Source organism: Delftia sp. WSY_12 (genome assembly GCF_043104645.1).
GTDB lineage: Bacteria > Pseudomonadota > Gammaproteobacteria > Burkholderiales > Burkholderiaceae_C > Comamonas > Comamonas tsuruhatensis.
The window spans coordinates 104,287-124,527 of record NZ_JBICKW010000024.1 but is presented as its reverse complement, the minus strand read 5'-3'; the positions used below and the strand labels follow the sequence as shown (position 1 = coordinate 124,527).

The following is a 20,241-nucleotide window of genomic DNA, read 5'->3' as shown; positions in this document are numbered from 1 at the left end:
CTGCGCCGGACATGCAGGCAATGGTGCGCAGGCAGGCGCGTCTTGGGAATCTGCTTTTGCCAAAGCCAGGGTTTGCCGGCTGTTAGGGCAATCCTAGGAAGAGCGGTGCGTGCAGCCCCCTCCGCCGCCTTCTTCACCACCCTCTTCAGCCCCCGCCTGCCAGCTGGGTGCGGCGGTGACGATGGCCTCGCGCAGGAACTGCTGGAAGGCGCGCGCGGCCATGGTGGGCTGGCGGTCGGGCATGCGCACCAGGTACATGGCATTGCCCAGGCCGGAGAACACCACCTGGTCCAGCACGGCCACCAGCGTGCCGCCGGCCAGCGCGGCCGAGGTCACGTAGTCCGGGAGCAGGGCCAGGCCCAGGCCGTCCAGCACGGCGTCGTACAGCAGGCGGTAGTCGCCCGATTGCAGCGAGGGCAGCACATCGAGGGCAGCGGCCACGCCATCGTCGCCGCTGCCGGCCAGCCAGGCCAGCCTGCCGCCCATGGCCAGCGGCAGGATGAGGCGGGCCTGCAGCAGGTCGGCAGGCGCGCGCAGGGGCCGGCCCAGCGACTGCTCCAGCGCCTGCAGGCAGGCGGGCGTGGCCACGAAGTTCCAGCGCACATCGCACAGCCGCGTGGCCACCAGATCGTCCAGCGGCGCGGAGGTGATCTGCACCGCCAGATCGACCTTGGAGGCCACGAGGTCGGCCATCTGGTCGTTGATCAGCAGGCGCAGGCGGATCTCGGGATGCTCGCGGCAAAAGCCCAGGATCAGGGGCTTGAGATAGAAATGCCCGAAGCCGGTGGGCACGCGCACGCCCACCTCGCCGCTCACGGTGGAGCGCAACTGGTGGATGGCATCGCGGGCGCGCTGCAGCTCCTCCATCATGGCCAGGCAGCGCCGGTACAGCAGCTGGCCGGCCTGGGTGAGCTCCACATTGCGCGTGGTGCGGCGCAGCAGCTGCGCGCCCATCTCGGTCTCCAGCGCACGCAGCCGACGCGAGACGTTGGAGCGCGTCATGCCGCCGCGCTCGGCCGCCCGCGTGAGGCTCTTGGCCTCGGCGATGTCGATGAAGACGCGGCACAGGTTCAGGTCCATCTCGGCATTCTTTGCAGGGCCGGGGCCGGCCATTGTTGATCGGGAGTCACCAGGCATGGCCTGCTGGCGAGGATTGTGGCGCCAGCCCTGCCTCCCTAGCATGGAGGAAACCATGGCGAAAGGCCGCTGACCGTGAACCAAGAAGCTTTGCAAACCGCGCCGCCGGCGCCCCTGGCGCACTACCGTGTGCTCGATCTGAGCCAGGGCGTGGCCGGCCCCTACTGCACCCACCTGCTGTCGCGCCAGGGCGCCGAGGTGATCAAGGTCGATCCGCCCGAAGGCGACTGGGCGCGCCACGTGGGCATCTCGCGCAACGGGCACAGCAGCCTGTCGGCCACCTACAACGCGGGCAAGCGCAGCATTGCCGTCGATGCGCGCCAGGCCCAGGGGCGCGCGCTGCTGCTGCGGCTGGCGCGCGAGGCCGACATCGTGGTGCAGAACTTCCGCCCCCAGGTCGTGCAGCGCATGGGCGTGGACTACGACAGCCTGCGCGCGGCCGGCCTGGACCCGGTGTACGTCTCCATCAGCGGCTACGGACCCACGGGGCCGTATGCCGACCGGCCCGCCACCGACTCCGTCATGCAGGCGGACACGGGGCTGATGACCAGCAACCGCGACGTGCAGGGCCAGCCCCAGCGCGTGGGCCTGCTGCTGGCCGACATCGCGGCCGGTGTCTACGCCGCACAGGCCTGCACGGCGGCCCTGCTGGGCAAGGCGCGCAGCGGGCGCGGGCGCCATGTGGAGCTGAACCTGTTCGAGGTCTGCTGCGCCCTGCAATCCACGGTGCTGGCCGAAGACACGCTGCGCGGCGGCCTGCCCGCCGAAGGCGTGAGCGCCCCCAACGGCGTGTTCGCCACGGCCGATGGCTTCATCACCGTGCTGGCCCTGAACAACGACCAGTTCGAGCGGCTGTGCCGCGCGCTGGACCTGCCGCACTGGCTGCAGGACGCGCGCTTTGCCTCCAATGCGGGCCGCATGGCCCACCGCCATGTCCTGCATGCCGGGCTGCAGGCCTTGCTGGCGCAGCAGCCGCGCGCCCACTGGGAGCAGCGCCTGGCAGCGCAGGGCGCCCTGCATGCGGGCGTGCGCACGCTGGCCGACGTGGTGGCGCATCCCCAGGCCGTGCACCGCGCATCGTTCGCCACGCTGGCGCAGCCCGGGTTCGGGCCGCTGCTGTATGCGGCTTCACCCTGGTCGGCAGACGCAGCAGCCTGCGGTGCATCCCTTGGCGCCGCGCCGCGCACGGGCGAGCACACGCGCCAGATCCTGGCCGAGGCCGGCTGCACGCCGCAGGAGATGGAGCAATGGATGGCCAGCGGCGTGGTGCACCAGTGCGCGCAGGAGGTCATGGCATGAGCGCTTCCATATCCACTTTCACACCCGCCTCCCCGGACACCTGCCCGGACACCTCCATGCAGGCCCTCGTCTGCCATCAATTCGGCGCGCCGCACGAGGTGGTCCGCCTGCAGTCCATGGATCGGTCCGGCCAGCCCCTGGGCGCGCACCAGGCGCGGATTGCCGTGGCCTACGCCAACGTCAGCCACGCCACGGGCCTGCTGATCGAGGGCCGCTACCAGCGGCGCCCGCCGCTGCCCTTCGTGCCCGGCACCGAAGGCGTGGGGCGCGTGCTGGAATGCGGCAGCGCGGTGCAGCACCTGCAGCCCGGCGATGCCGTGGCCTTCATTGCCGACTGGGGTGCCTTTGCGCAGGAGACGGTGGTGCATGCATCCACCGTCTACCGCCTGCCTGCGGGCATGCCCTGGCTGCAGGCCCTGCCCATTGCCCTGTCCTACGGCACGGCCTACACGGCCCTGCACTGGCGCGCGCGCCTGCAGGAAGGCGATGTGGTGCTGGTGCTGGGCGCCGGTTCGGGCGTGGGCGCCGCGGCGGTGGAAGTGGCCCGGCAGACGCCCGGCGTGCAGGTCATCGCCTGCGCCAGCACCGAGGCCAAGCGCGCCGATGCGCTGCGCCGCGGCGCGCACCAGGCAGTCACCCCGCAGGACCTGGCCGCCCAGGTCAAGCAGGCCACGCAGGGCCGGGGCGCCTCCCTGGTCTTCGACCCCGTGGGGGGCGATCTCTTGCTGCAGGCACTGCGCGCGGCCGCGCAGAACGCGCAGCTGCTGAGCGTGGGCTTCGCCAGCGGCGCCATTCCCGCCGTGCCCATGAACCTGGCCCTGGTCAAGAACCTCACGCTGCACGGCTTCTTCTACGGCCGCTACATCGGCTGGACGCCGGCCGATGAGCGCCAGGCCTTCGCGGCGCAGCTGCAGCCCGTCATTGCCACGCTGCTCGACTGGGCGGCCCGGGGATGCATCCATCCCCAGGTCAGCCAGGTCTTCGCCATGCATGAACTGCCGGAGGCGCTGGATGCGCTGCACGGCCGCAATGTGACCGGCAAGCTCGCACTCGCCATTCAAGGAGACAAGGTATGACAACGCAACGCACAGGCTCCGCGCTTTCCCGCCGCACCCTGCTGGGCGCCGCTGCGGCGCTGGCCGCATGGAGAACGGCAGGGGCGCAGCCATCCGCCGGGGCCCAGGGCTATCCCAAGGCGCCCATCCGCGTCGTCGTGCCCTATCCACCGGGCGGGCCTACCGACGTGGTCGGGCGCGTGGTCACCACGCGGCTGGGCGAGGCGCTGGGCCAGCCGCTGGTCGTGGACAACAAGGCCGGCGCCAGCGGCATGGTCGGCGCGGCCCTGGTGGCCAAGGCGCCGGCCGACGGCTACACGCTGCTGGTCAACGCCTCCATCCACGTCATCAACCCCTACGTCTATGCCAGCGCGCCCTATGACGCCTTCCGCGATTTCGAGCCGGTCACGCAGCTGGTCGATGTGCCGCTGGTGCTGGTCGTGGGCAGCCAGCTTCCGGTGCGCAATGTGCAGGAGCTGATCGCCTGGGCCAAGGCCCATCCGGGACAGGTGAACTTCGGCTCGGCCGGCAATGCGTCGTCACAGCACCTGTCGGGCGAGCTGTTCCGCCTGAAGACCGGCGCGCAGATGCAGCATGTGCCCTACAAGGGCAGCTCGCCGGCCCTGACCGACCTGATGGGCGGGCAGATCCAGCTCATGTTCGACTCCATGCCCTCGGCCATGCCCTTCATCGCCTCGGGCCGGCTGCGTGCGCTGGCCGTCACCTCGGCCAGTCGCTCGCCCTCCCTGCCCGATGTGCCCACCATGGAAGAGGCCGGCATGCCCGGCTTTCGCACCAGCACCTGGTACGGACTGTGGGCGCCGAAGAACACGTCCCAGGACGTGGTGCAGAAACTGTGGACCGAGTCCCGCCGCGTGCTTGCCGAACCCCAGATCGCCGCGCAATACCGCCGCCTGGGCGCCGAGCCCGTGGGCTCCACGCCCGCCGAGTTCGCGCGCTACATCCAGGCCGAGGCCCGCAAGTGGGAAGAGATCGTGAAGGCGTCGGGCGCGCGGGCGGATTGAGGCGGGAGCGTGACCGGCTTCAACCCTCGTCCCATGGCGAGTCGGAGGCCAAGTGCCGCTCCAGCTCCATGGCATCGTGCAGCACGCGGCCGATGACCAGTTGTTCGCCATGCATTCGGTAGATCAGGAAATGCCTGGGGTGGCGCACGACGCCGGTGGCTGTGCGTGCCCGGTCACGGCTCAGACGCAAATGCCATGAGCGCACGCCGTCTCCCAACTCGGGCCGCTCCATGCTGCCCGCTCGGCAGGGCTGGGCAGCAAGATCGCGCAATGCAGTCGCAATCAGGGCTTGATAGCGCATGCGGGCTGGCACGCCAAAGCGCTGTTGAGACCAAGAGAGGATGTCGACAAGGTCTGCTTGCGCTGCCGTGGAAAGGCGGTATTGCGCCATCAGGCCTTCGTCTGGGTGCGGCTGGAAGCTTCCTGTCCCAGGCTTGCGATGAAGCTGTCGAGTTGGTTGTCCGACAGATCGATGTAGCGGCCAGCGGCGATATCGGTCCAGCCTTGCCGCGCCGCCTCCTGAAGGGCCTTGAGCTTGGCAGCTTCGAGGGACTCTCGCTGCTCGACCAGGCGAAGGCCTTCACGCAGCACCTCGCTGGCGTTCTGATAGCGGCCTGACTGCACCAGTTCTTCGACAAGTTCGTGCTGGTGGTCGCTGAGCACCACATTGCGTGTCGGCATGGTCGTCTGCTCCTGCGGTGAATAGGGCTTCAGTCTAGAAGGATTGGCATAGTATGCCAATCCTTGGGAGCATCCAGCGGATACTCCCCCGACCTCACACCCGCTCGAACACCGCCGCAATCCCCTGGCCGCCGCCTATGCACATGGTCTCCAGCCCATAGCGGCCCTTGCGGCGCTCCAGCTCGTGCAGCAGGGTGGCCAGGATGCGCACGCCGGTGGCGCCTATGGGGTGGCCCAGGGAGATGCCGGAGCCGTTGACGTTGAGCTTGTGGTCTATGGCGCCCTGGTCGTTCCACTCCCAGCCCTTGAGCACGGACAGCACCTGGCAGGCAAAGGCTTCGTTGAGTTCGACCAGGTCCATCTGGTCCAGCGTGAGGTTCAGGCGCGCCAGCAGTTTCTTGACGGCGGGCACGGGGCCTATGCCCATGTGCGAGGGCTCGCAGCCTGCGGCGGCCCAGCCCACCAGGGTGGCCATGGGGGTGAGGCCCAGTTCGGCCAGCCTGTCCTCGGCCACGATCAGGCAGGCGGCGCTGGCGTCGTTCTGCTGGCTGGCGTTGCCGGCCGTGACCGTTCCATTGGGCATGAGCACGCGCAGCTTGCCCATGCTGTCGGTGGTGGCGTCGGCGCGAAAGCCTTCGTCGCGCGTGAACAGCACGGGGTCGCCCTTGCGCTGGGGCACCTTGACGGGGACGATCTCGTCGGCGAAGCGGCCCGCCTCCCAGGCGGCGGCGGCGCGCTGGTGGCTGCGCACGGCATAGGCGTCGGCTGCCTCGCGGCTGATGCCGTAGTCGCGCGCCAGGTTCTCGGCGGTCTCGATCATTCCCGAGATCTTGCCGAAGCGCTCCACGGGCTGGGAGCGCTCGCGGCCGCGGTCCAGCCGGTCGTAGAAGCGCACATTGCCCGAGCGCGCACCCCAGCGCATGTCGGTGCTGTAGTACTCGATGTTGCTCATGCTCTCCACGCCGCCTGCGATCACCACGTCGGCGGCGCCGCTTTGCACCATCATGGCCGCCGTGGCCACGGCCTGCAGGCCGCCGCCGCAGCGCCGGTCCAGCTGCATGCCCGGCACCGTCACCGGCAGGCCGGCCTGCAGCGCGGCCCAGCGGCCCACGCAGGGCGTCTCGCTGCTGGCGTAGGACTGGGCGAAGACCACGTCGTCGATGCGTGCGGGGTCGATGCCGCTTTTCTCGACCACGGCGCGCACCGTGGTGGCGGCCAGCTCCTCGACCGATACCGGCCGCAGGCTGCCGCCGAAGGTGCCCACGGGCGTGCGAAGGGGGGTGACGATGGCGGCTCTGCGCATGGTGTTGTCTCCTTGGGAATCAGTGGATCAGTGGATCAGGAAAAGGCTGCGCCGCATTGGCGCAGCAGGGTATGTGCCTGTTGTTCCAGGTCGGCGCGGTGCTCCGGCGCCGCGATGTCGATCAGCCGTTTCACGCGGCGCGACAGCGTCTGGCCGCGCAGGTCGGCCACGCCGTGTTCGGTGACGATGAGGCCGGCGTCGCTGCGCGGCGTGCTGACGGGGCCGGACAGCCGCGCAACGATGCGCGTGGCCCCCCTGGCCGTGGCGGGCAGGGCGATGATGGGCAGGCCCCCGCGGCTGCGTGCCGCGCCGCGCAGAAAGTCCACGGCGCCCCCCACGGCGCCCACGTAGACGCCGCCTGCCACCTCGGAGTTGATCTGGCCCGTGAGGTCCACCTCCACCGCCGAATTGATGGCAGCCAGCCGGTGGCTGGCGGCCAGCACCTCGGGGTCGTGCGTGTAGCGCGTCTCGCGCAGTTGCAGGGCGGGGTTGCGGTGGGCCCAGCGCCTGAGCGATTCGCCGCCCATGAGGAGGCCGCCGATGCCCACGCCGCGGTCCTGGCTCTTGCGCGCGTGGGTCAGCACGCCGGCTTCGGCCAGGGCTGCAATGCCGTCGCCCACGGCGCCGCTGTGCAGGCCCAGGTCGCGGTGGCCGTGCAGGGCGGCGAGCACGGCCTCGGGCAGGTTGCCCACGCCCACCTGCAGCGTGGCACCGTCTTCGATGAGGGCGGCCACATGGCCGGCAATGGCCTGCTCGGCAGGGCCGGGTGCGCTGCGCGCCTGGTCCAGCGGAGGGTGTTCGGCATCGACCAGCAGGGCGAAGTCGCCGGCCTGCAGGTGCAGGCTGCCGTGCGTCCACGGAATGGCGGGGTTGACCTCGCCGATCAGCACGCGCGCCTTGCGTATGGCGGCCGGCAGGTATTCATGGACCAGGCCCAGGCTGTAGCGGCCCTGTGCATCGGGTGGCGAGACCTGGAGCAGCACCACGTCGGCAGGCAGCAGGCCCTCGTCGATCAGGCCGGGCAGGTGGGAGTAGTGGCTGGGCAGGATGTCCAGCACGCCGGCCTGGGCCAGCGCGCGGTGGGGGCCGCCGGCCGCGTAGCCGAAGAAGTCGATGGCGTCGGCATGCGCCGGTTGCAGCGTGTCCGATGCGCCCATGCCCACGAAGACGCGCAGCCGGCCCTGGCCACCGTGCCGGGCCAGTGCATGGCGCTGCGCGACCACGGCGCGCGTGAGCGTCAGCGGCTCGGCCGTGGCCTGGCCCCACCACAGGGTGTCGCCGGGGCGGATCAGGGCCTGCAGCCTTTCTTGCAGGGCGTCCGGCGACAGCACGCTCATGGCGCGCGGTCCCAGTCGAAGCGCGTGGGCTGCTTGTCCTTGAAGCGCTGCACCGCCTCCTGGTGGTAGTCCGAGCCACGGCACATCGTCTGGGCATAGGCTTCCAGCTCGGCCATGGCGCGTGCGTCCAGCTCGAAGGCCTGGTTCATGGCCGTCTTGGCCATGCCGATGGCGGCTGTGGATGCCTCGCCGAAGCGCCGCGCCAGTGCCAAGGCGGCGGCCTGCAGGGCCTCGCCGTCTTCCACGATCTCGTAGACCATGCCCAGCGACCTGGCTTCCTCGGCCTGCACGGTGCGCGCGGTGAAGACCAGCTCCTTGGCCTTTTGCAGGCCCACGATGCGCGGCAGCATGTGCATGGCGCCCAGGTCGGGCACCAGGCCGATGCGGCCGAACACGGCGCAGAACTTCGCGCGCCGCGTGCACAGCACGAAGTCGGCGGCCAGCGCCAGGCTCAGGCCCGCGCCGAAGGCCGGGCCGTCCACGGCGGCGATCACGGGTTTTTCGAGGTTGACCAGCTCGGGGAACCACTGGTGCAGGCTGCGCATGCGCTGGCGCCAGGGCAGGCCGGCCTGGCTGGCATCCATCATCTGGCTGATATCGCCGCCCGAGCAGAAGGCGCCGCCCGCGCCCGTGAGGATGACGGTGTGCACCTGCGCGTCATCGCGCATCTGCGCCACGGCGGCGGCCAGGGCCGGGCGCATGGCCTGGTTGAGCGCGTTGCGGGCCTCGGGCCGGTTCAGCGTGATCGTGCCTATGCCGTCCTGGACGGAGGTCAATACGGGGGAGGTGTTCATGGGAACTCCAGGGCAGGGGGAAGGAGCGGCCTCTTGCGAGGCCGCCGTGCATCAGGCGAGTTCGGCGTAGCCGTGGCTGAGCACGATCTTGTCGCGCTCCAGCACGCGGGCGCGCAGTTGCTGCTGGCAGGGCTGGTCGGGCGTGCGCCAGATCTCGGTGACCAGGGTCTCCCCGGGATAGACGGGCGCGGTGAAGCGCACATCCAGCGCCTTCAGGCGCGCGGGATTGCGGTCGCCGCATTGGCGCAGCACGGCATGGGCCACCAGGCCGTAGCTGGCCAGGCCATGCAGGATGGGCCGCTCGAAGCCGGCCTTGCGCGCCACGGCCGGGTCGGCATGCAGCGGGTTGTAGTCGCCCATCAGGCGGTACAGCAGCGCGGCCTCGGGGCGTATGGCCTGGGTGTCGGTGAAGTCGGGCGCGCGGTCCTCCGGCGTGGGGCGCAGCGGCGCCAGGGGCGCGTCGCTGGGCTGGCCGCCGTCCAGCAGGCTGTAGCCGCCATCGCCGCGCAGAAAGCTGACCTGCTGCACGGTGGCCAGCAGCTCGCCGCCGGCGGTCTCCAGGCGCCGCTCGGTGACTATGATGGCGCCCTTGCCTTCGCCCTTGTCCGTCAGGTGCGTGATGCGGTTGTGGCCCACCACGTCGGCGCTGGCCGGCAGCGGGCGGTGCAGCCGCATGCGCTGCTCGCCATGCAGCAGCTTCACCCAGTCGATGCCCGTATCGGCCTCGCGCGCCCAGAAGCCCGGGTAGCCCAGCACCACGGCCTGCGAGGGCAGGGCGCGCAGCCCGCCCGGCGCCCCTTCGTAGAAAAAGGGCAGGGCCGCATCCGACAGCGGATCGCTGCCCAGGCCCAGGCTCAATGCATAGAGCATGGTGTCGCGTTCGCCATAGTGCTGGCGCACGGGCTCGAAGGGGCGCTGTTTCAGGTGCTGATAGCTGATGGCCATCACGGTTCCTCTCAGTGTTTGATTGCGCTGGCGCGCTTCAACCCTCGCAACTGGCGCGGCCCGACTCAGGGACACCGAGGAAGGGCAGCCCCGCACCGAGGGTGTCGTCCCCCTCCCTCGCGAAGCGAGTAGAGAGGGGGAAGGCGCGTAGCGCCTCAGGGGGTGTCGTTCAAACAGGATCCCAGCTGAACACGTCGGCGGACCGGTCCAGCGGCACGAACGACGCCTTGAGCGCCGGCATGCCGTGCTCGGCAATGAACTGGGGCGACCAGCCTTCGCTGCGGTGCACCGAGCGCAGCGGGCGCGGCTGGCTCATGACGAAGATCTCGTTGTTGCGCACGGCGAAGACCTGGGCGTTCACGTCGCTGGCCGCGTCGGACAGCAGGTAGACGGCCAGCGGGGCGATCTTGTTGGGCGTCATCTGCTGGATCTTGGCCACGCGCGCCTGCTGCTCGGGCGTGTCGGTGGGGATGGAGCCGATCATGCGGCTCCAGGCGAACGGCGCGATGCAGTTGGAGCGCACGTTGAACTTCTGCATGTCCAGTGCGATGGACTTGGACAGGGCCGTCAGCCCCAGCTTGGCCGCGCTGTAGTTGGCCTGGCCCAGGTTGCCGATCAGGCCCGAGGTCGAGGTCATGTGCACGAAGGCGCCGCTTTCCTGCTCCTTGAAATGGTTGGCGGCCGCGCGGCTCATGTAGTAGCTGCCGTACAGGTGGACCTTGATGACGGCATCCCACTCGTCCAGGCTCATCTTGTGGAAGAACCGGTCGCGCAGGATGCCGGCGTTGTTGACCACGCCGTCGATGCGGCCGAAGCTGTCCACGGCGCACTGCACGATGCGGCCCGCGCTGGCGGCCTCGGCCACGCTGTCGGTGTTGGCCACGGCCTGGCCGCCTGCGGCCTTGATCTCATCGACCACCTTCTGCGCCGGGCCGGCGTCCGTGCCCTCGCCCGTGGTGGAGGTGCCTATGTCGTTGACCACCACCTTGGCGCCCTCGGCCGCCATGGCCAGCGCCATGTCGCGCCCGATGCCGCCGCCGGCACCCGTCACCACCACTACCCTGTCCTGCATCATTTTCTGCGCCATGGCCTGTCGTCCCCGTTCAGTGTTCGTTGGAAAGAAGTCGGGACCAAGGATGCCGGCAAACGCCGGGCCGCGCCATTCGCCAATCACAAGGGCGGACTTCGCGGGAATGAAAGCAGCGGCGGACAGGCCGCGCCGGCCCAGCCTTCAGCGCGGCCAAAGGCTTGCTTAAGAAAACGCGGATTGCGGGCCGCCGCGCTTGCACCGACCATGGCGGCCATGACAGACAAGCAAGCTACCGACACCCTCGACGCCGCCGCGCTGGCGCATCTTCAGTCCTGGCAGGGCCGCAGCGAAACCCTGGCAGACAGCATCACGGCCGCGCCCGTGGCCGCGCTGTCGGCCACGCTGGACCGGGAAGACCCTGAGCCCGCCGACGGCACGGCGCTGCCGCCGCTGTGGCACTGGATGTACTTCCTGCCCCATGCACGCCAAAGCGAGCTCGGCCCCGACGGCCACCCGCGCCGTGGCGGCTTTCTGCCGCCCGTGCCGCTGCCGCGCCGCATGTGGGCCGGCGGGCGCCTGCGCTGGGAGGCAGGCAACGCGCTGCAGGTGGGCCAGAAGGTGCAGCGCCGCTCCACCATCGGCTCGGTCAGCCACAAGAGCGGCCGCTCGGGCGAGCTGCTGTTCGTGCTGGTCGAGCATGCCTACAGCAACGACCAGGGCCTGGCGCTGACCGAGGAGCACGACATCGTCTACCGCGCCGCTGCCCAGCCCGGCGATCCCGCGCCCACGCCCCAGAAGCCGCCGCTGGACGGCCAGCAAACCTGGTCGCGCACCATCGTTCCCGACGACGTGCTGCTGTTCCGCTACTCGGCCCTGACCTTCAACGGCCACCGCATCCACTACGACCGCCGCTATGTGACGGGTGTCGAAGGCTATCCGGGCCTGATCGTGCACGGCCCGCTGATCGCCACGCTGCTGCTGGACCTGCTGCGCCGCGAGCTGCCCCAGGCGCGCGTGCTGTCCTTCGAGTTCAAGGCCGTGCGCCCCACCTTCGACCTGCATGCCTTCAGCGTGCACGGCAAGCCTTCTGCGGACGGCAAGACCGTCGAACTCTGGGCCCAGGACCACGAAGGCTGGCTGACCATGACCGGAAAAGCCACCCTGGCCTGAGACCCCTGAACACCGAGCCTTGAGACCACCATGATCGAACAAACGCTTTCCAACAATTTCCCCGAAATCCGCGACGCCATCCGTGCGCTGTGCGCCGAGTTCCCTGACGAGTATTTCCGCAAGATCGACGAGCAGCGCGCCTATCCCGAGACCTTCGTGGACGCGCTGACCAAGGCCGGCTGGCTGGCCGCGCTGATCCCGCAGGAGTACGGCGGCTCTGGCCTGGGCCTGACCGAGGCCAGCGTGATCATGGAAGAGATCAACCGCTGCGGCGGCAACTCCGGCGCCTGCCATGGCCAGATGTACAACATGGGCACGCTGCTGCGCCACGGCTCGCAGGCGCAAAAGGAGAAATACCTGCCGCGCATCGCCTCGGGCGAATGGCGCCTGCAGTCCATGGGCGTGACCGAGCCCACCACGGGCACGGACACCACCAAGATCAAGACCAGCGCCGTCAAGAAGGATGGCCGCTACGTGGTCAACGGCCAGAAGGTCTGGATCAGCCGCGTGCAGCACAGCGACTGGATGATCCTGCTGGCGCGTACCACGCCGCTGGCCGAGGTGAAGAAAAAGAGCGAGGGCATGTCCATCTTCATGGTGGACCTGGCCGAGGCCCAGAAGAGCGGCCTGACCGTGCGCCCCATCCCCAACATGGTCAACCACGAGACCAACGAGCTGTTCTTCGAGAACCTGGAAATCCCCGAGGAGAACCTGATCGGCGAGGAAGGCAAGGGCTTCAAGTACATCCTGGACGGTCTCAATGCCGAGCGCACGCTGATTGCGGCCGAATGCATAGGCGACGGCTACTGGTTCCTGGACCGCGTGACCAACTATGTGCGCGACCGCAACGTGTTCGGCCGCCCCATCGGCCAGAACCAGGGCGTGCAGTTCCCGATTGCCGATGCCTTCATCGAGGTCGAGGCCGCCAACCTCATGCGCTGGAAGGCCTGCGAGATGTTCGACGCCAACCAGGCCATGGGCGCCCAGGCCAACATGGCCAAGTACCTGGCGGCCAAGGCCAGCTGGGAGGCGGCCAACGCCTGCATCCAGTTCCACGGCGGCTTCGGCTTTGCCTGCGAATACGACGTGGAGCGCAAGTTCCGCGAGACGCGCCTGTACCAAGTGGCGCCGATCTCCACGAACCTGATCTATTCCTACGTGGCCGAGCACATCCTTGGTCTGCCGCGTTCTTTCTGAAATGGAAAACCCCCTGAGTCGCTTCGCGCCTTCCCCCTGGAAGGGGGACGACAGCCTCGCTGCGGGGGCGGCCCTTGCTTGCTGTCCCTGGCTTGGAGCGCGCCAGTTGGTCGGGTCGTGGGTTTCGCCAATGTGCAATGGATTTCCAAGATGAAAAAGCAAAGTCTTCGGCCGCTTGACGGCACCACCGTCGTCTCGCTGGAACATGCGGTGGCCGCACCGTTTTGCACGCGCCAGCTGGCCGACCTGGGCGCGCGCGTGATCAAGGTCGAGCGGCCGGGCAGCGGCGACTTTGCGCGCGGCTATGACCAGCGCGTGCAGGGCCAGTCCTCGCACTTCACCTGGATCAACCGCAGCAAGCAGAGCCTGGCGCTGGACCTCAAGCAGGACGAGGCCATGCAGGCGCTGCTGCAGCTGCTGGAGGGTGCCGACGTGCTGGTGCAGAACCTGGCGCCCGGCGCGGCCGCGCGCAAGGGCCTGTCCTATGCGGCGCTGCGCGAGCGCTTTCCGCGCCTCATCGTCTGCGACATCAGCGGCTACGGCGCAGACGGCCCCTACCGCGACAAGAAGGCCTACGACCTGCTGATCCAGAGCGAGGCGGGCTTTCTCTCGGTCACGGGCACGCCCGAGGTGCCGTCCAAGGCCGGCATCTCGGTGGCCGACATCGCGGCCGGCATGTATGCGTACACCAACATCCTGTCGGCCCTGCTGCTGCGCGGGCGCACGGGCGAGGGCAGCCACATCGATGTGTCCATGCTGGAGGCGCTGGGCGAGTGGATGGGTTATCCCATGTACTACGCCTTCGACGGCGCGCCGCCGCCGCCGCGCACCGGCGCCTCGCACGCCAGCATCTATCCCTATGGGCCTTTCGAGGCCGGCAAGGACGTGGGTGACGGTGGCACGGTGATGCTGGGCCTGCAAAACGAACGCGAGTGGAAGCTCTTTTGCGAACAGGTGCTGCTGCAGCCCGCGCTGGCCACGGATGCGCGCTTTGACAGCAATGCGCGCCGCAACGCCAACCGCGAGGAGCTGCGTGCGCTGATCCTGGGCGTGTTCAACGCGCTCGATGCCGCACAGGTGGTGCAGCGGCTGGATGCGGCCGGCATCGCCAATGCGCGCGTCAACGACATGGCCGGCCTGTGGGCCCATCCCCAGCTGGCCGCACGCCAGCGCTGGTGCAGCGTGGACACGCCGGCCGGTCCGGTGCAGGCCCTGCTGCCGCCCGGCGCCAACAGCGCCTTCGACTACCGCATGGAGGCCGTGCCCGCCGTGGGCGAGCACAGCGCCGCCATCCTGGCCGAGCTGGGCTGGAGCGCAGAGCGCATCCAGGCTTTGTGCCCGCAGTCTGGAAAACCCACTCCCTGAAACCTGGGCGCATGCGCAGAATGCGCCGGAGACCCCCTCATGAAACATGATCCGCAAGTGAGCATCCATCCGCTGGCCCAGTTCGCCGCCACGCTGCGCTGGGACGACGTTCCCGCCGCCGTGCAGCAGCGCGCCGAAGACCTCTGGGTGGACTGGTTCGGCTCCGTGCTGGCAGGCCAGGGCGCGCGCCCCGTGCAGAGCATCACGCGCTTTGCGCTGTCCCAGGGACCGGCGCAGGGGCCTAGCGAGATCCTGGGCAGTGCCGACACCACCTCGCCCATGATGGCGGCCCTGGCCAATGCCGCGGCCTCGCATGTGGCCGAGCAGGACGATGTGCACAACGGCTCGGTCTTCCACCCCGCCGCCGTGGTCTTCCCGCCCGCGCTGGCGGTGGCGCAGAGCATCGGTGCCAGCGGCGCCGAGCTCATGGCCGCCTGCGTGGCCGGCTATGAGGTCGGCATCCGCGTGGGCGAGTTCCTGGGCCGCAGCCACTACCGCATCTTCCACACCACGGCCACGGCCGGCACCCTGGCTGCAGCCGCTGCCGTGGGCCGGCTGCTGGGCCTCACGCCCGCGCAGATGCAGCATGCCTTCGGCTCGGCCGGCACGCAGTCGGCAGGGCTGTGGGAATTCCTGCGCACCGCGGCCGACAGCAAGCAGCTGCACACGGCCCATGCGGCCGCGGCGGGCCTGATGTCGGCCTACCTGGCCAAGGACGGATTCACGGGCGCGCAGGACATCTTCACGGGACCGCAGGGCCTGGCGGCAGGCATGTCCACGGATGCAGATCCCACGCGCCTCACGGACGGCCTGGGCACGCGCTGGGCCACGGCCGAGACCTCGTTCAAATGGCATGCCTCCTGCCGCCACACGCACCCGGCCGCCGACGCGCTGCTGCAGGTCATGCAGGACCACGGCCTGGCCCCCGCCGACCTGGCGCAGGTCACCTGCCACGTGCACCAGGGCGCCATCGACGTGCTGGGCCCCGTGGTCGATCCGGCCAGCGTGCACCAGAGCAAGTTCTCCATGGGCACGGTGCTGGCGCTGGCCGCACGCCACGGCCATGCGGGCCTGGACGAGTTCGACAACGAATACCTGGCCGCCACCACGGTGGCCCTGCGCGAGAAGGTGGGCATGGTGCTGGACCCCGAGGTCGATGCCGCCTACCCGCAGCGCTGGATCGGCAAGGTCACCGTGCTCACCACCGATGGCCGCACGCTGCATGGCCGTGTCGAGGAGCCCAAGGGCGATCCGGGCAACACGCTGTCGCGCGAGGAGATCACGGCCAAGGCGCTGCGACTGATCGCCTATGGCGGTGCCCTGCAGGACGACCCCGCCCAGGCCGCCGTAGCGCGGCTGTGGCAGATCGCGCACTGGCCGCGCGTGCAGCGCCTGCTTGACTGAGTTCTTGACTGAGTTTTCGCGCCGGCCCCGGCCGGCGAATCGATGGGAAAGGCGCCACCACAGAGCGCCTCCCGCTTCCACCCAAGTGCACAGGAGACAAACCATGCAACGCACCACTTCTTTCCGCCGCCGCCTCGTTTACGCAGCGGCCGCCGCCTGCGCCCTTGCCGCCGGCGGGACGACCACCGGCGCCCTGGCCGCGGCCTGGCCCGACAAGCCCGTCGTCCTCGTCGTGCCCTACAGCGCTGGCGGCCCCACCGATGTGGTGGCGCGCCTGCTGGCCGTGCCCATGGGCCAGGTGCTGGGCCAGAGCGTGCTGGTCGAGAACACCGTGGGAGCGGGCGGCACCATTGCGCCCAACCGCGTGGCCAAGGCCAAGGCCGACGGCTACACCATCCTCATCCACCACATGGGCATGGCCACGGCGCCTGCGCTGTACAAGAAGCTGCCCTATGACCCGCTCAAGGACTTCGAGTACATCGGCCAGGTGCTGGACGTGCCCATGACCCTGCTGTCGCGCAAGGACTTCCCGGCCAACAACTTCGCCGAGCTGCTGGACTACGTGAAGAAGAACCAGGACAAGGTCTCGCTGGCCAATGCCGGCATCGGCGCCGTCTCCCAGCTGTGCGGCATGCTGTTCATGCACCAGGCGGGCGTCAAGCTCACCACCGTGCCCTACAAGGGCGCAGGCCCGGCCATGAACGACCTCATGGGCGGCCAGGTGGACCTGCTGTGCGACCAGACCACGCAGACCGTGCCCGTGATCAAGGACGGCCAGCGCGCCAAGGTCTTCGGCGTGACCACGCCCAAGCGCCTGTCCTCGCTGCCCGACATCCCCACGCTGGACGAGCAGGGCCTCAAGGGCTTCGACGTCAAGGTCTGGCACGGCATGTACGCGCCCAAGGGCACGCCCAAGGAGGTGGTCATGGCCATCAACAAGGCGCTGAACGTGGCCATCAAGGACGAGAACGTCAAAAAGCGCATCGCCGAACTCAGCTCCGACCTGGTCACGCCCGACAAGGCCACGCCGGAAGGCCTGCGCACCCACCTGCAGGCCGAGGTGGCGCGCTGGGACAAGGTCATCAAGGCCGCAGGCGTCTCGGCCGAATAAACCGCTCTCCCAAGGACATCCGCATGCACGATCTGGCGCGACAGGCCACTTCCTTTCTCTTCGTCCCCGCCACGCGGCCCGAGCGCCTGGGCAAGGCCCTGGACAGCGGCGCCGACATGGTCATCGCCGACTGGGAGGATGCCGTGGCCCCGGCCGACAAGGACGGCGCCCGCCAGGCGCTGGCCCAGGCCGTGGGTGCGCTGGAAGGCCCGGCCCGTGCCCGCCTGCTGGTGCGCATCAACGCCGAAGGCACGCCCTGGCATGCGGATGACCTGCGCGCGCTGGCGCAGCTGGTGGAGCAGGGCGTGGCCGGCGCCATGGTCTCCAAGGCCGAGCGCGCCCAGACCCTGCATGCGGTGGCCCAGGCTGCGGGCGCACGGGCGGCCGTGCTGCCCCTCATCGAAAGCGTGGCCGGCCTGGATGCGGCCGACGCCCTGGCTGCCGCGCCCCAGGTGGTGCGCCTGGCCTTCGGCCACCTGGACTTCCAGGTCGATGCGGGCATGGCCTGCGAGCAGGGCGAGGAAGAGCTACTGCCCATGCGCATGGCCCTGGTCCTGGCCTCGCGCCGCGCCGGCATCGGCGCGGCCGTGGACGGCGTGACGGTGGACACGCGCAACCCCGAGCGGCTGGCCCAGGACGCGGCACGCGCGCGGCGCATGGGCTTTGGCGGCAAGCTGTGCATCCACCCGGCCCAGGTCCAGCCCCTGCACGCCGTCTTCGACCCCGATGCAGCGGCCGTGGCCCACGCGCAGCGCCTGCGCCAGGCCCTGGCCGAGGCCGGAGGCGGCGTCTGCGTGCTGGACGGCCGCATGGTCGATGCGCCCGTGCTCAAGCAGGCCGAACAGGTGCTGCTGCGCCATGCCTGGGCGCAACAGAGATCTGCAGCACGATCTTGATGAAAATGAGACTGAAAGGCCGATTTGCAATCAGAGTTTTCTGATTCTGGTGCAAACAGTCCAATGATTTCCCTGATGGTGAATCCATCTGCCTCGAATACGCTTGACCAACTCGATTGATTTCGAGACGTCGGTTTCTTGATCCGGTATCTCCACCCATGGAGGCACCCAGGCAAAGGAGCGTGTGATGGCAGTGATCTCGGGGACGACATCGAACAGCGGATTCAACGGCCAATTGAATGACCGACTTGAAGACCGAATGGATGACCGACTGGATAACCGATTGAATCGGCGCCAGGCGCTGGCCCTGGCGGCCGGCGCCGTGGCGGCAGGGCCCGCCAGCGTGCTGGCGCAGGCCGGCTTTGCCACGCGGCCCGTGCGCATCGTCGTGCCCTTTGCGGCAGGCGGCGCCACCGACGTGATTGCGCGCATCCTGGGCGAGCGCATGGCCCAGCAGCTGGGCCAGACCGTGGTGGTGGACAACAAGCCCGGCGCGGCCGGACTGATCGGCGGCGAAATGGTGGTCCGCTCCGCGCCGGACGGGCTCACCCTGCTGCTGGGCACCACCTCCACCATGCTCACCAACAAATACCTCTACAAGAAGACCGCCTACGACCCGCTGACCGACCTCACGCCCCTGTCGCGCGTGTGCATGGCGCCCATCGCCCTGGTGGTCACGGCCGACGTGCCCGCCAACAACCTGCGCGAATTCATGGCCTGGGCCCAGGCCAACGTGGGCAAGCTCTCGTATGGCTCCTACGGCATAGGCTCGCACGGCCACCTGGCCTGCGCCGTGCTCAGCGACATGGCCGGTGCCGGCATGGCGCATGCCGCCTACCGGGGCGAGGCGCTGATGGTGCAGGACATGCTGGGCGGGCGCATCCCCATCGGCATGGGCAGCCTGCTCACGCTCAAGCCCCACATCGATGCAGGCAAGCTGCGCGCCCTGGCCGTCACCGGCACGCGCCGCGTGCCCCTGCTGCCCGAGGTGCCCACCTTTGCCGAGGCCGGCTACCGCCACGAGGCCATGGAACTGTCCGGCTGGCTGGCCATCGCCGGCCCCAGGGGCCTGCCGGCCGACCTCACGCGGCAATGGGGCGAGATCTCCAACCGCGCCGTGGCCAGCCGCGAAGGCACGGCCCGCATCATCGCGGCCGGTTTCGTCCCTGTCGATGACGACAGCCCTCAGCGCTTCGGCAAGGCCTGGGCGCAGGAGGCTCCGGTCTGGGGGCGGCTGCTGCAGTCGGCGGGGGTGCAACCCGGTTGATGGCGCACAGCGGCCCTGGTTGCCCAAGGCTGCACTCATGCCCTGTGCTGTAATCGCCCCTCCTCAGGCGGCCCCGGTGGTGCAATGCCATGGCGGGACAGCCCGTGGTTTCTCAAACATTCAAGAGAGGGTATTACCGTGAGTGCATTGGTCATCAAGGCCTGGAAGGCCAGCGAGCAACCCATAGACGACAAGGGCAACCACATTGCCATCACAGGCCGCGAAGGCGGCCTGGTCGCCTGGATCCTGTCCAAGGTCAACATCGATCCCACCACCACCATCCGCGTGGGCAGCGAGCGCCTGGAGTTCAGCAGCGCCTCGCTGTCGGGCACCCAGTCGCGCCTGATCCCGCTGCAGGGCATCTGCTCCACCTACTACGGCTATCACAAGCCCTGGAAGACGGCGCTGGGCATCGGTGCCCTGTCGCTGTTCATGGGCGGGTCGATGATGGCCCAGAGCTTCTTTGCAGGCCTGGTGGTCATGCTGATCGGCTGGGGCATCGCGGCCGTCATCTACTTCCTGAACCGCACCCTGACGCTGGGCTTCATCGAGAACAGCGGCGCAGTCAACGGCATCCAGTTCAAGCGCTCAGTGATCGAGAACATCGACATCACCCAGGAGCAGGCCAGGCAGGTCTGCGAACTGATGCAAAAGCTGATCGAGGCCAAGGAAAAGCGGCTCTGACGACGCGGCGGCACGCAAGTGCCGTCCGGCGCCATCCGGCGCCGCGCGTGCCCTGCGCTCAGGCCTGAGCCCCGCCACGCGCCATCAGCTTGAAGGTGCCGGTGGCCAGGGCCACCAGGGTGCCGTCCTCGGAACGCACTTCGCCGCGCGCGAAGCTGATGGAGCGGCCGCGCCGCTCGCAGTGGGCGGTGGCGATGAGATCGCCGCTGCCGGCCGAGACGTAGTGCAGCGTGAGATCGATGGTGGCCACGCCGAAGGCCGTGGGGTCGTGCGAGCGGCAGGCCGAGGCCAGGGCGCAGTCCAGCAGCGAGGCGATGGCGCCGCCGTGCACGTCGCCGCGGCTGTTGGCCTGGTCCGGTTGAAAGCCCATGCGGATCTGGGCGCGGTCATCGCCGATGCGTTCACCGCTGAGCTTCATGGCGCGGGCCATGGGCATGGGCAGGCCGAAGAGGATGCCGGGCGCCTCGCCTTCGAAGGGGTTGGCCGGGTGTTCTTTGATGGGTGTATTCATGGACATGATCATCGCATTGGGCGCGGCGCT

At 69.3% G+C, this 20,241-nt stretch carries 20 protein-coding genes; 11 read left to right on the top strand and 9 right to left on the bottom strand.

Features of this window, described 5'->3' with window-relative positions:
- Positions 1-93: 93 nt before the first annotated feature.
- Complete coding sequence (locus ACF8LI_RS15510) at positions 94-1,113, bottom strand: LysR family transcriptional regulator (RefSeq protein ID WP_392413248.1); 1,020 nt, start codon at positions 1,111-1,113, stop codon at positions 94-96.
- A 99-nt stretch (positions 1,114-1,212) separates the two neighbouring features.
- Between ACF8LI_RS15510 and ACF8LI_RS15505 the strand changes: the two genes are divergently transcribed.
- Genes ACF8LI_RS15505 through ACF8LI_RS15495 form a run of 3 tightly spaced genes read left to right on the top strand, consistent with a single transcriptional unit; the run spans position 1,213 to position 4,516 of the window.
- The gene (locus ACF8LI_RS15505) at positions 1,213-2,436 is read left to right on the top strand and encodes a CaiB/BaiF CoA transferase family protein (RefSeq protein WP_392413246.1); all 1,224 of its coding nucleotides are present in this window, start codon (positions 1,213-1,215) and stop codon (positions 2,434-2,436) included.
- Between the two features lie 56 nt (positions 2,437-2,492).
- Complete coding sequence (locus ACF8LI_RS15500; protein WP_392413401.1) at positions 2,493-3,512, top strand: NADPH:quinone oxidoreductase family protein; 1,020 nt, start codon at positions 2,493-2,495, stop codon at positions 3,510-3,512.
- Entirely contained in the window at positions 3,509-4,516 is a 1,008-nt protein-coding gene (locus ACF8LI_RS15495) for a Bug family tripartite tricarboxylate transporter substrate binding protein (protein ID WP_392413245.1), read from the top strand. Before ACF8LI_RS15500 ends, ACF8LI_RS15495 begins: the two co-directional genes overlap by 4 nt.
- 19 nt (positions 4,517-4,535) lie before the next feature.
- On the opposite strand, the gene ACF8LI_RS15490 is transcribed toward ACF8LI_RS15495, so the two are convergent.
- The 7 genes from ACF8LI_RS15490 to ACF8LI_RS15460 form a co-directional block, all read right to left on the bottom strand.
- Entirely contained in the window at positions 4,536-4,907 is a 372-nt protein-coding gene (locus tag ACF8LI_RS15490; RefSeq protein ID WP_392413243.1) for a type II toxin-antitoxin system RelE/ParE family toxin, read from the bottom strand.
- A complete protein-coding gene (locus tag ACF8LI_RS15485; protein ID WP_016452191.1) occupies positions 4,907-5,197 on the bottom strand; it encodes a type II toxin-antitoxin system ParD family antitoxin in 291 nt (96 codons plus the stop codon). Before ACF8LI_RS15485 ends, ACF8LI_RS15490 begins: the two co-directional genes overlap by 1 nt.
- Before the next feature lie 94 nt (positions 5,198-5,291).
- The gene (locus tag ACF8LI_RS15480) at positions 5,292-6,500 is read right to left on the bottom strand and encodes an acetyl-CoA C-acetyltransferase (protein ID WP_013800084.1); all 1,209 of its coding nucleotides are present in this window, start codon (positions 6,498-6,500) and stop codon (positions 5,292-5,294) included.
- 35 nt (positions 6,501-6,535) lie between these two features.
- Positions 6,536-7,837: an acetyl-CoA hydrolase/transferase family protein gene (locus ACF8LI_RS15475; protein ID WP_392413241.1), complete on the bottom strand. Its 1,302-nt coding sequence runs from the start codon at positions 7,835-7,837 to the stop codon at positions 6,536-6,538.
- On the bottom strand, positions 7,834-8,631 hold the full coding sequence (locus ACF8LI_RS15470) for an enoyl-CoA hydratase/isomerase family protein (RefSeq protein ID WP_016450246.1): 798 nt from the start codon (positions 8,629-8,631) through the stop codon (positions 7,834-7,836). Before ACF8LI_RS15470 ends, ACF8LI_RS15475 begins: the two co-directional genes overlap by 4 nt.
- A 51-nt stretch (positions 8,632-8,682) precedes the next feature.
- On the bottom strand, positions 8,683-9,576 hold the full coding sequence (locus tag ACF8LI_RS15465; protein WP_392413240.1) for a MaoC/PaaZ C-terminal domain-containing protein: 894 nt from the start codon (positions 9,574-9,576) through the stop codon (positions 8,683-8,685).
- A gap of 169 nt (positions 9,577-9,745) precedes the next feature.
- Complete coding sequence (locus tag ACF8LI_RS15460) at positions 9,746-10,663, bottom strand: SDR family NAD(P)-dependent oxidoreductase (protein WP_392413238.1); 918 nt, start codon at positions 10,661-10,663, stop codon at positions 9,746-9,748.
- Between the two features lie 207 nt (positions 10,664-10,870).
- Here ACF8LI_RS15460 and ACF8LI_RS15455 point away from each other — a divergent pair, with 207 nt between their 5' ends.
- From ACF8LI_RS15455 to ACF8LI_RS15420, 8 genes are all read left to right on the top strand, one after another.
- Positions 10,871-11,776 carry a MaoC family dehydratase N-terminal domain-containing protein gene (locus ACF8LI_RS15455; protein ID WP_133072641.1) on the top strand — a complete coding sequence of 302 codons (906 nt, stop codon included), beginning with the start codon at positions 10,871-10,873 and terminating at the stop codon, positions 11,774-11,776.
- Between the two features lie 30 nt (positions 11,777-11,806).
- Positions 11,807-12,973, top strand: coding sequence for an acyl-CoA dehydrogenase family protein (locus tag ACF8LI_RS15450; protein WP_016450242.1), 1,167 nt, complete (start codon positions 11,807-11,809; stop codon positions 12,971-12,973).
- A 150-nt stretch (positions 12,974-13,123) separates the two neighbouring features.
- Positions 13,124-14,338 (top strand): CaiB/BaiF CoA transferase family protein, encoded by a 1,215-nt coding sequence (locus ACF8LI_RS15445; RefSeq protein ID WP_392413236.1) that lies wholly within the window; start codon positions 13,124-13,126, stop codon positions 14,336-14,338.
- A gap of 39 nt (positions 14,339-14,377) precedes the next feature.
- The gene (locus tag ACF8LI_RS15440) at positions 14,378-15,742 is read left to right on the top strand and encodes an MmgE/PrpD family protein (RefSeq protein ID WP_016450240.1); all 1,365 of its coding nucleotides are present in this window, start codon (positions 14,378-14,380) and stop codon (positions 15,740-15,742) included.
- A 103-nt stretch (positions 15,743-15,845) separates the two neighbouring features.
- Positions 15,846-16,853, top strand: coding sequence for a tripartite tricarboxylate transporter substrate binding protein BugD (locus tag ACF8LI_RS15435; RefSeq protein ID WP_154833075.1), 1,008 nt, complete (start codon positions 15,846-15,848; stop codon positions 16,851-16,853).
- A gap of 23 nt (positions 16,854-16,876) precedes the next feature.
- Entirely contained in the window at positions 16,877-17,749 is an 873-nt protein-coding gene (locus ACF8LI_RS15430; RefSeq protein WP_012202141.1) for a CoA ester lyase, read from the top strand.
- A gap of 187 nt (positions 17,750-17,936) precedes the next feature.
- Complete coding sequence (locus ACF8LI_RS15425) at positions 17,937-19,016, top strand: Bug family tripartite tricarboxylate transporter substrate binding protein (RefSeq protein WP_392413233.1); 1,080 nt, start codon at positions 17,937-17,939, stop codon at positions 19,014-19,016.
- Positions 19,017-19,154: 138 nt separating this feature from the next.
- Complete coding sequence (locus tag ACF8LI_RS15420; protein WP_012202143.1) at positions 19,155-19,700, top strand: hypothetical protein; 546 nt, start codon at positions 19,155-19,157, stop codon at positions 19,698-19,700.
- A gap of 58 nt (positions 19,701-19,758) precedes the next feature.
- Here ACF8LI_RS15420 and ACF8LI_RS15415 read toward each other — a convergent pair whose 3' ends face one another.
- Positions 19,759-20,211, bottom strand: coding sequence for a PaaI family thioesterase (locus ACF8LI_RS15415; protein ID WP_047218582.1), 453 nt, complete (start codon positions 20,209-20,211; stop codon positions 19,759-19,761).
- Positions 20,212-20,241 lie beyond the last annotated feature (30 nt).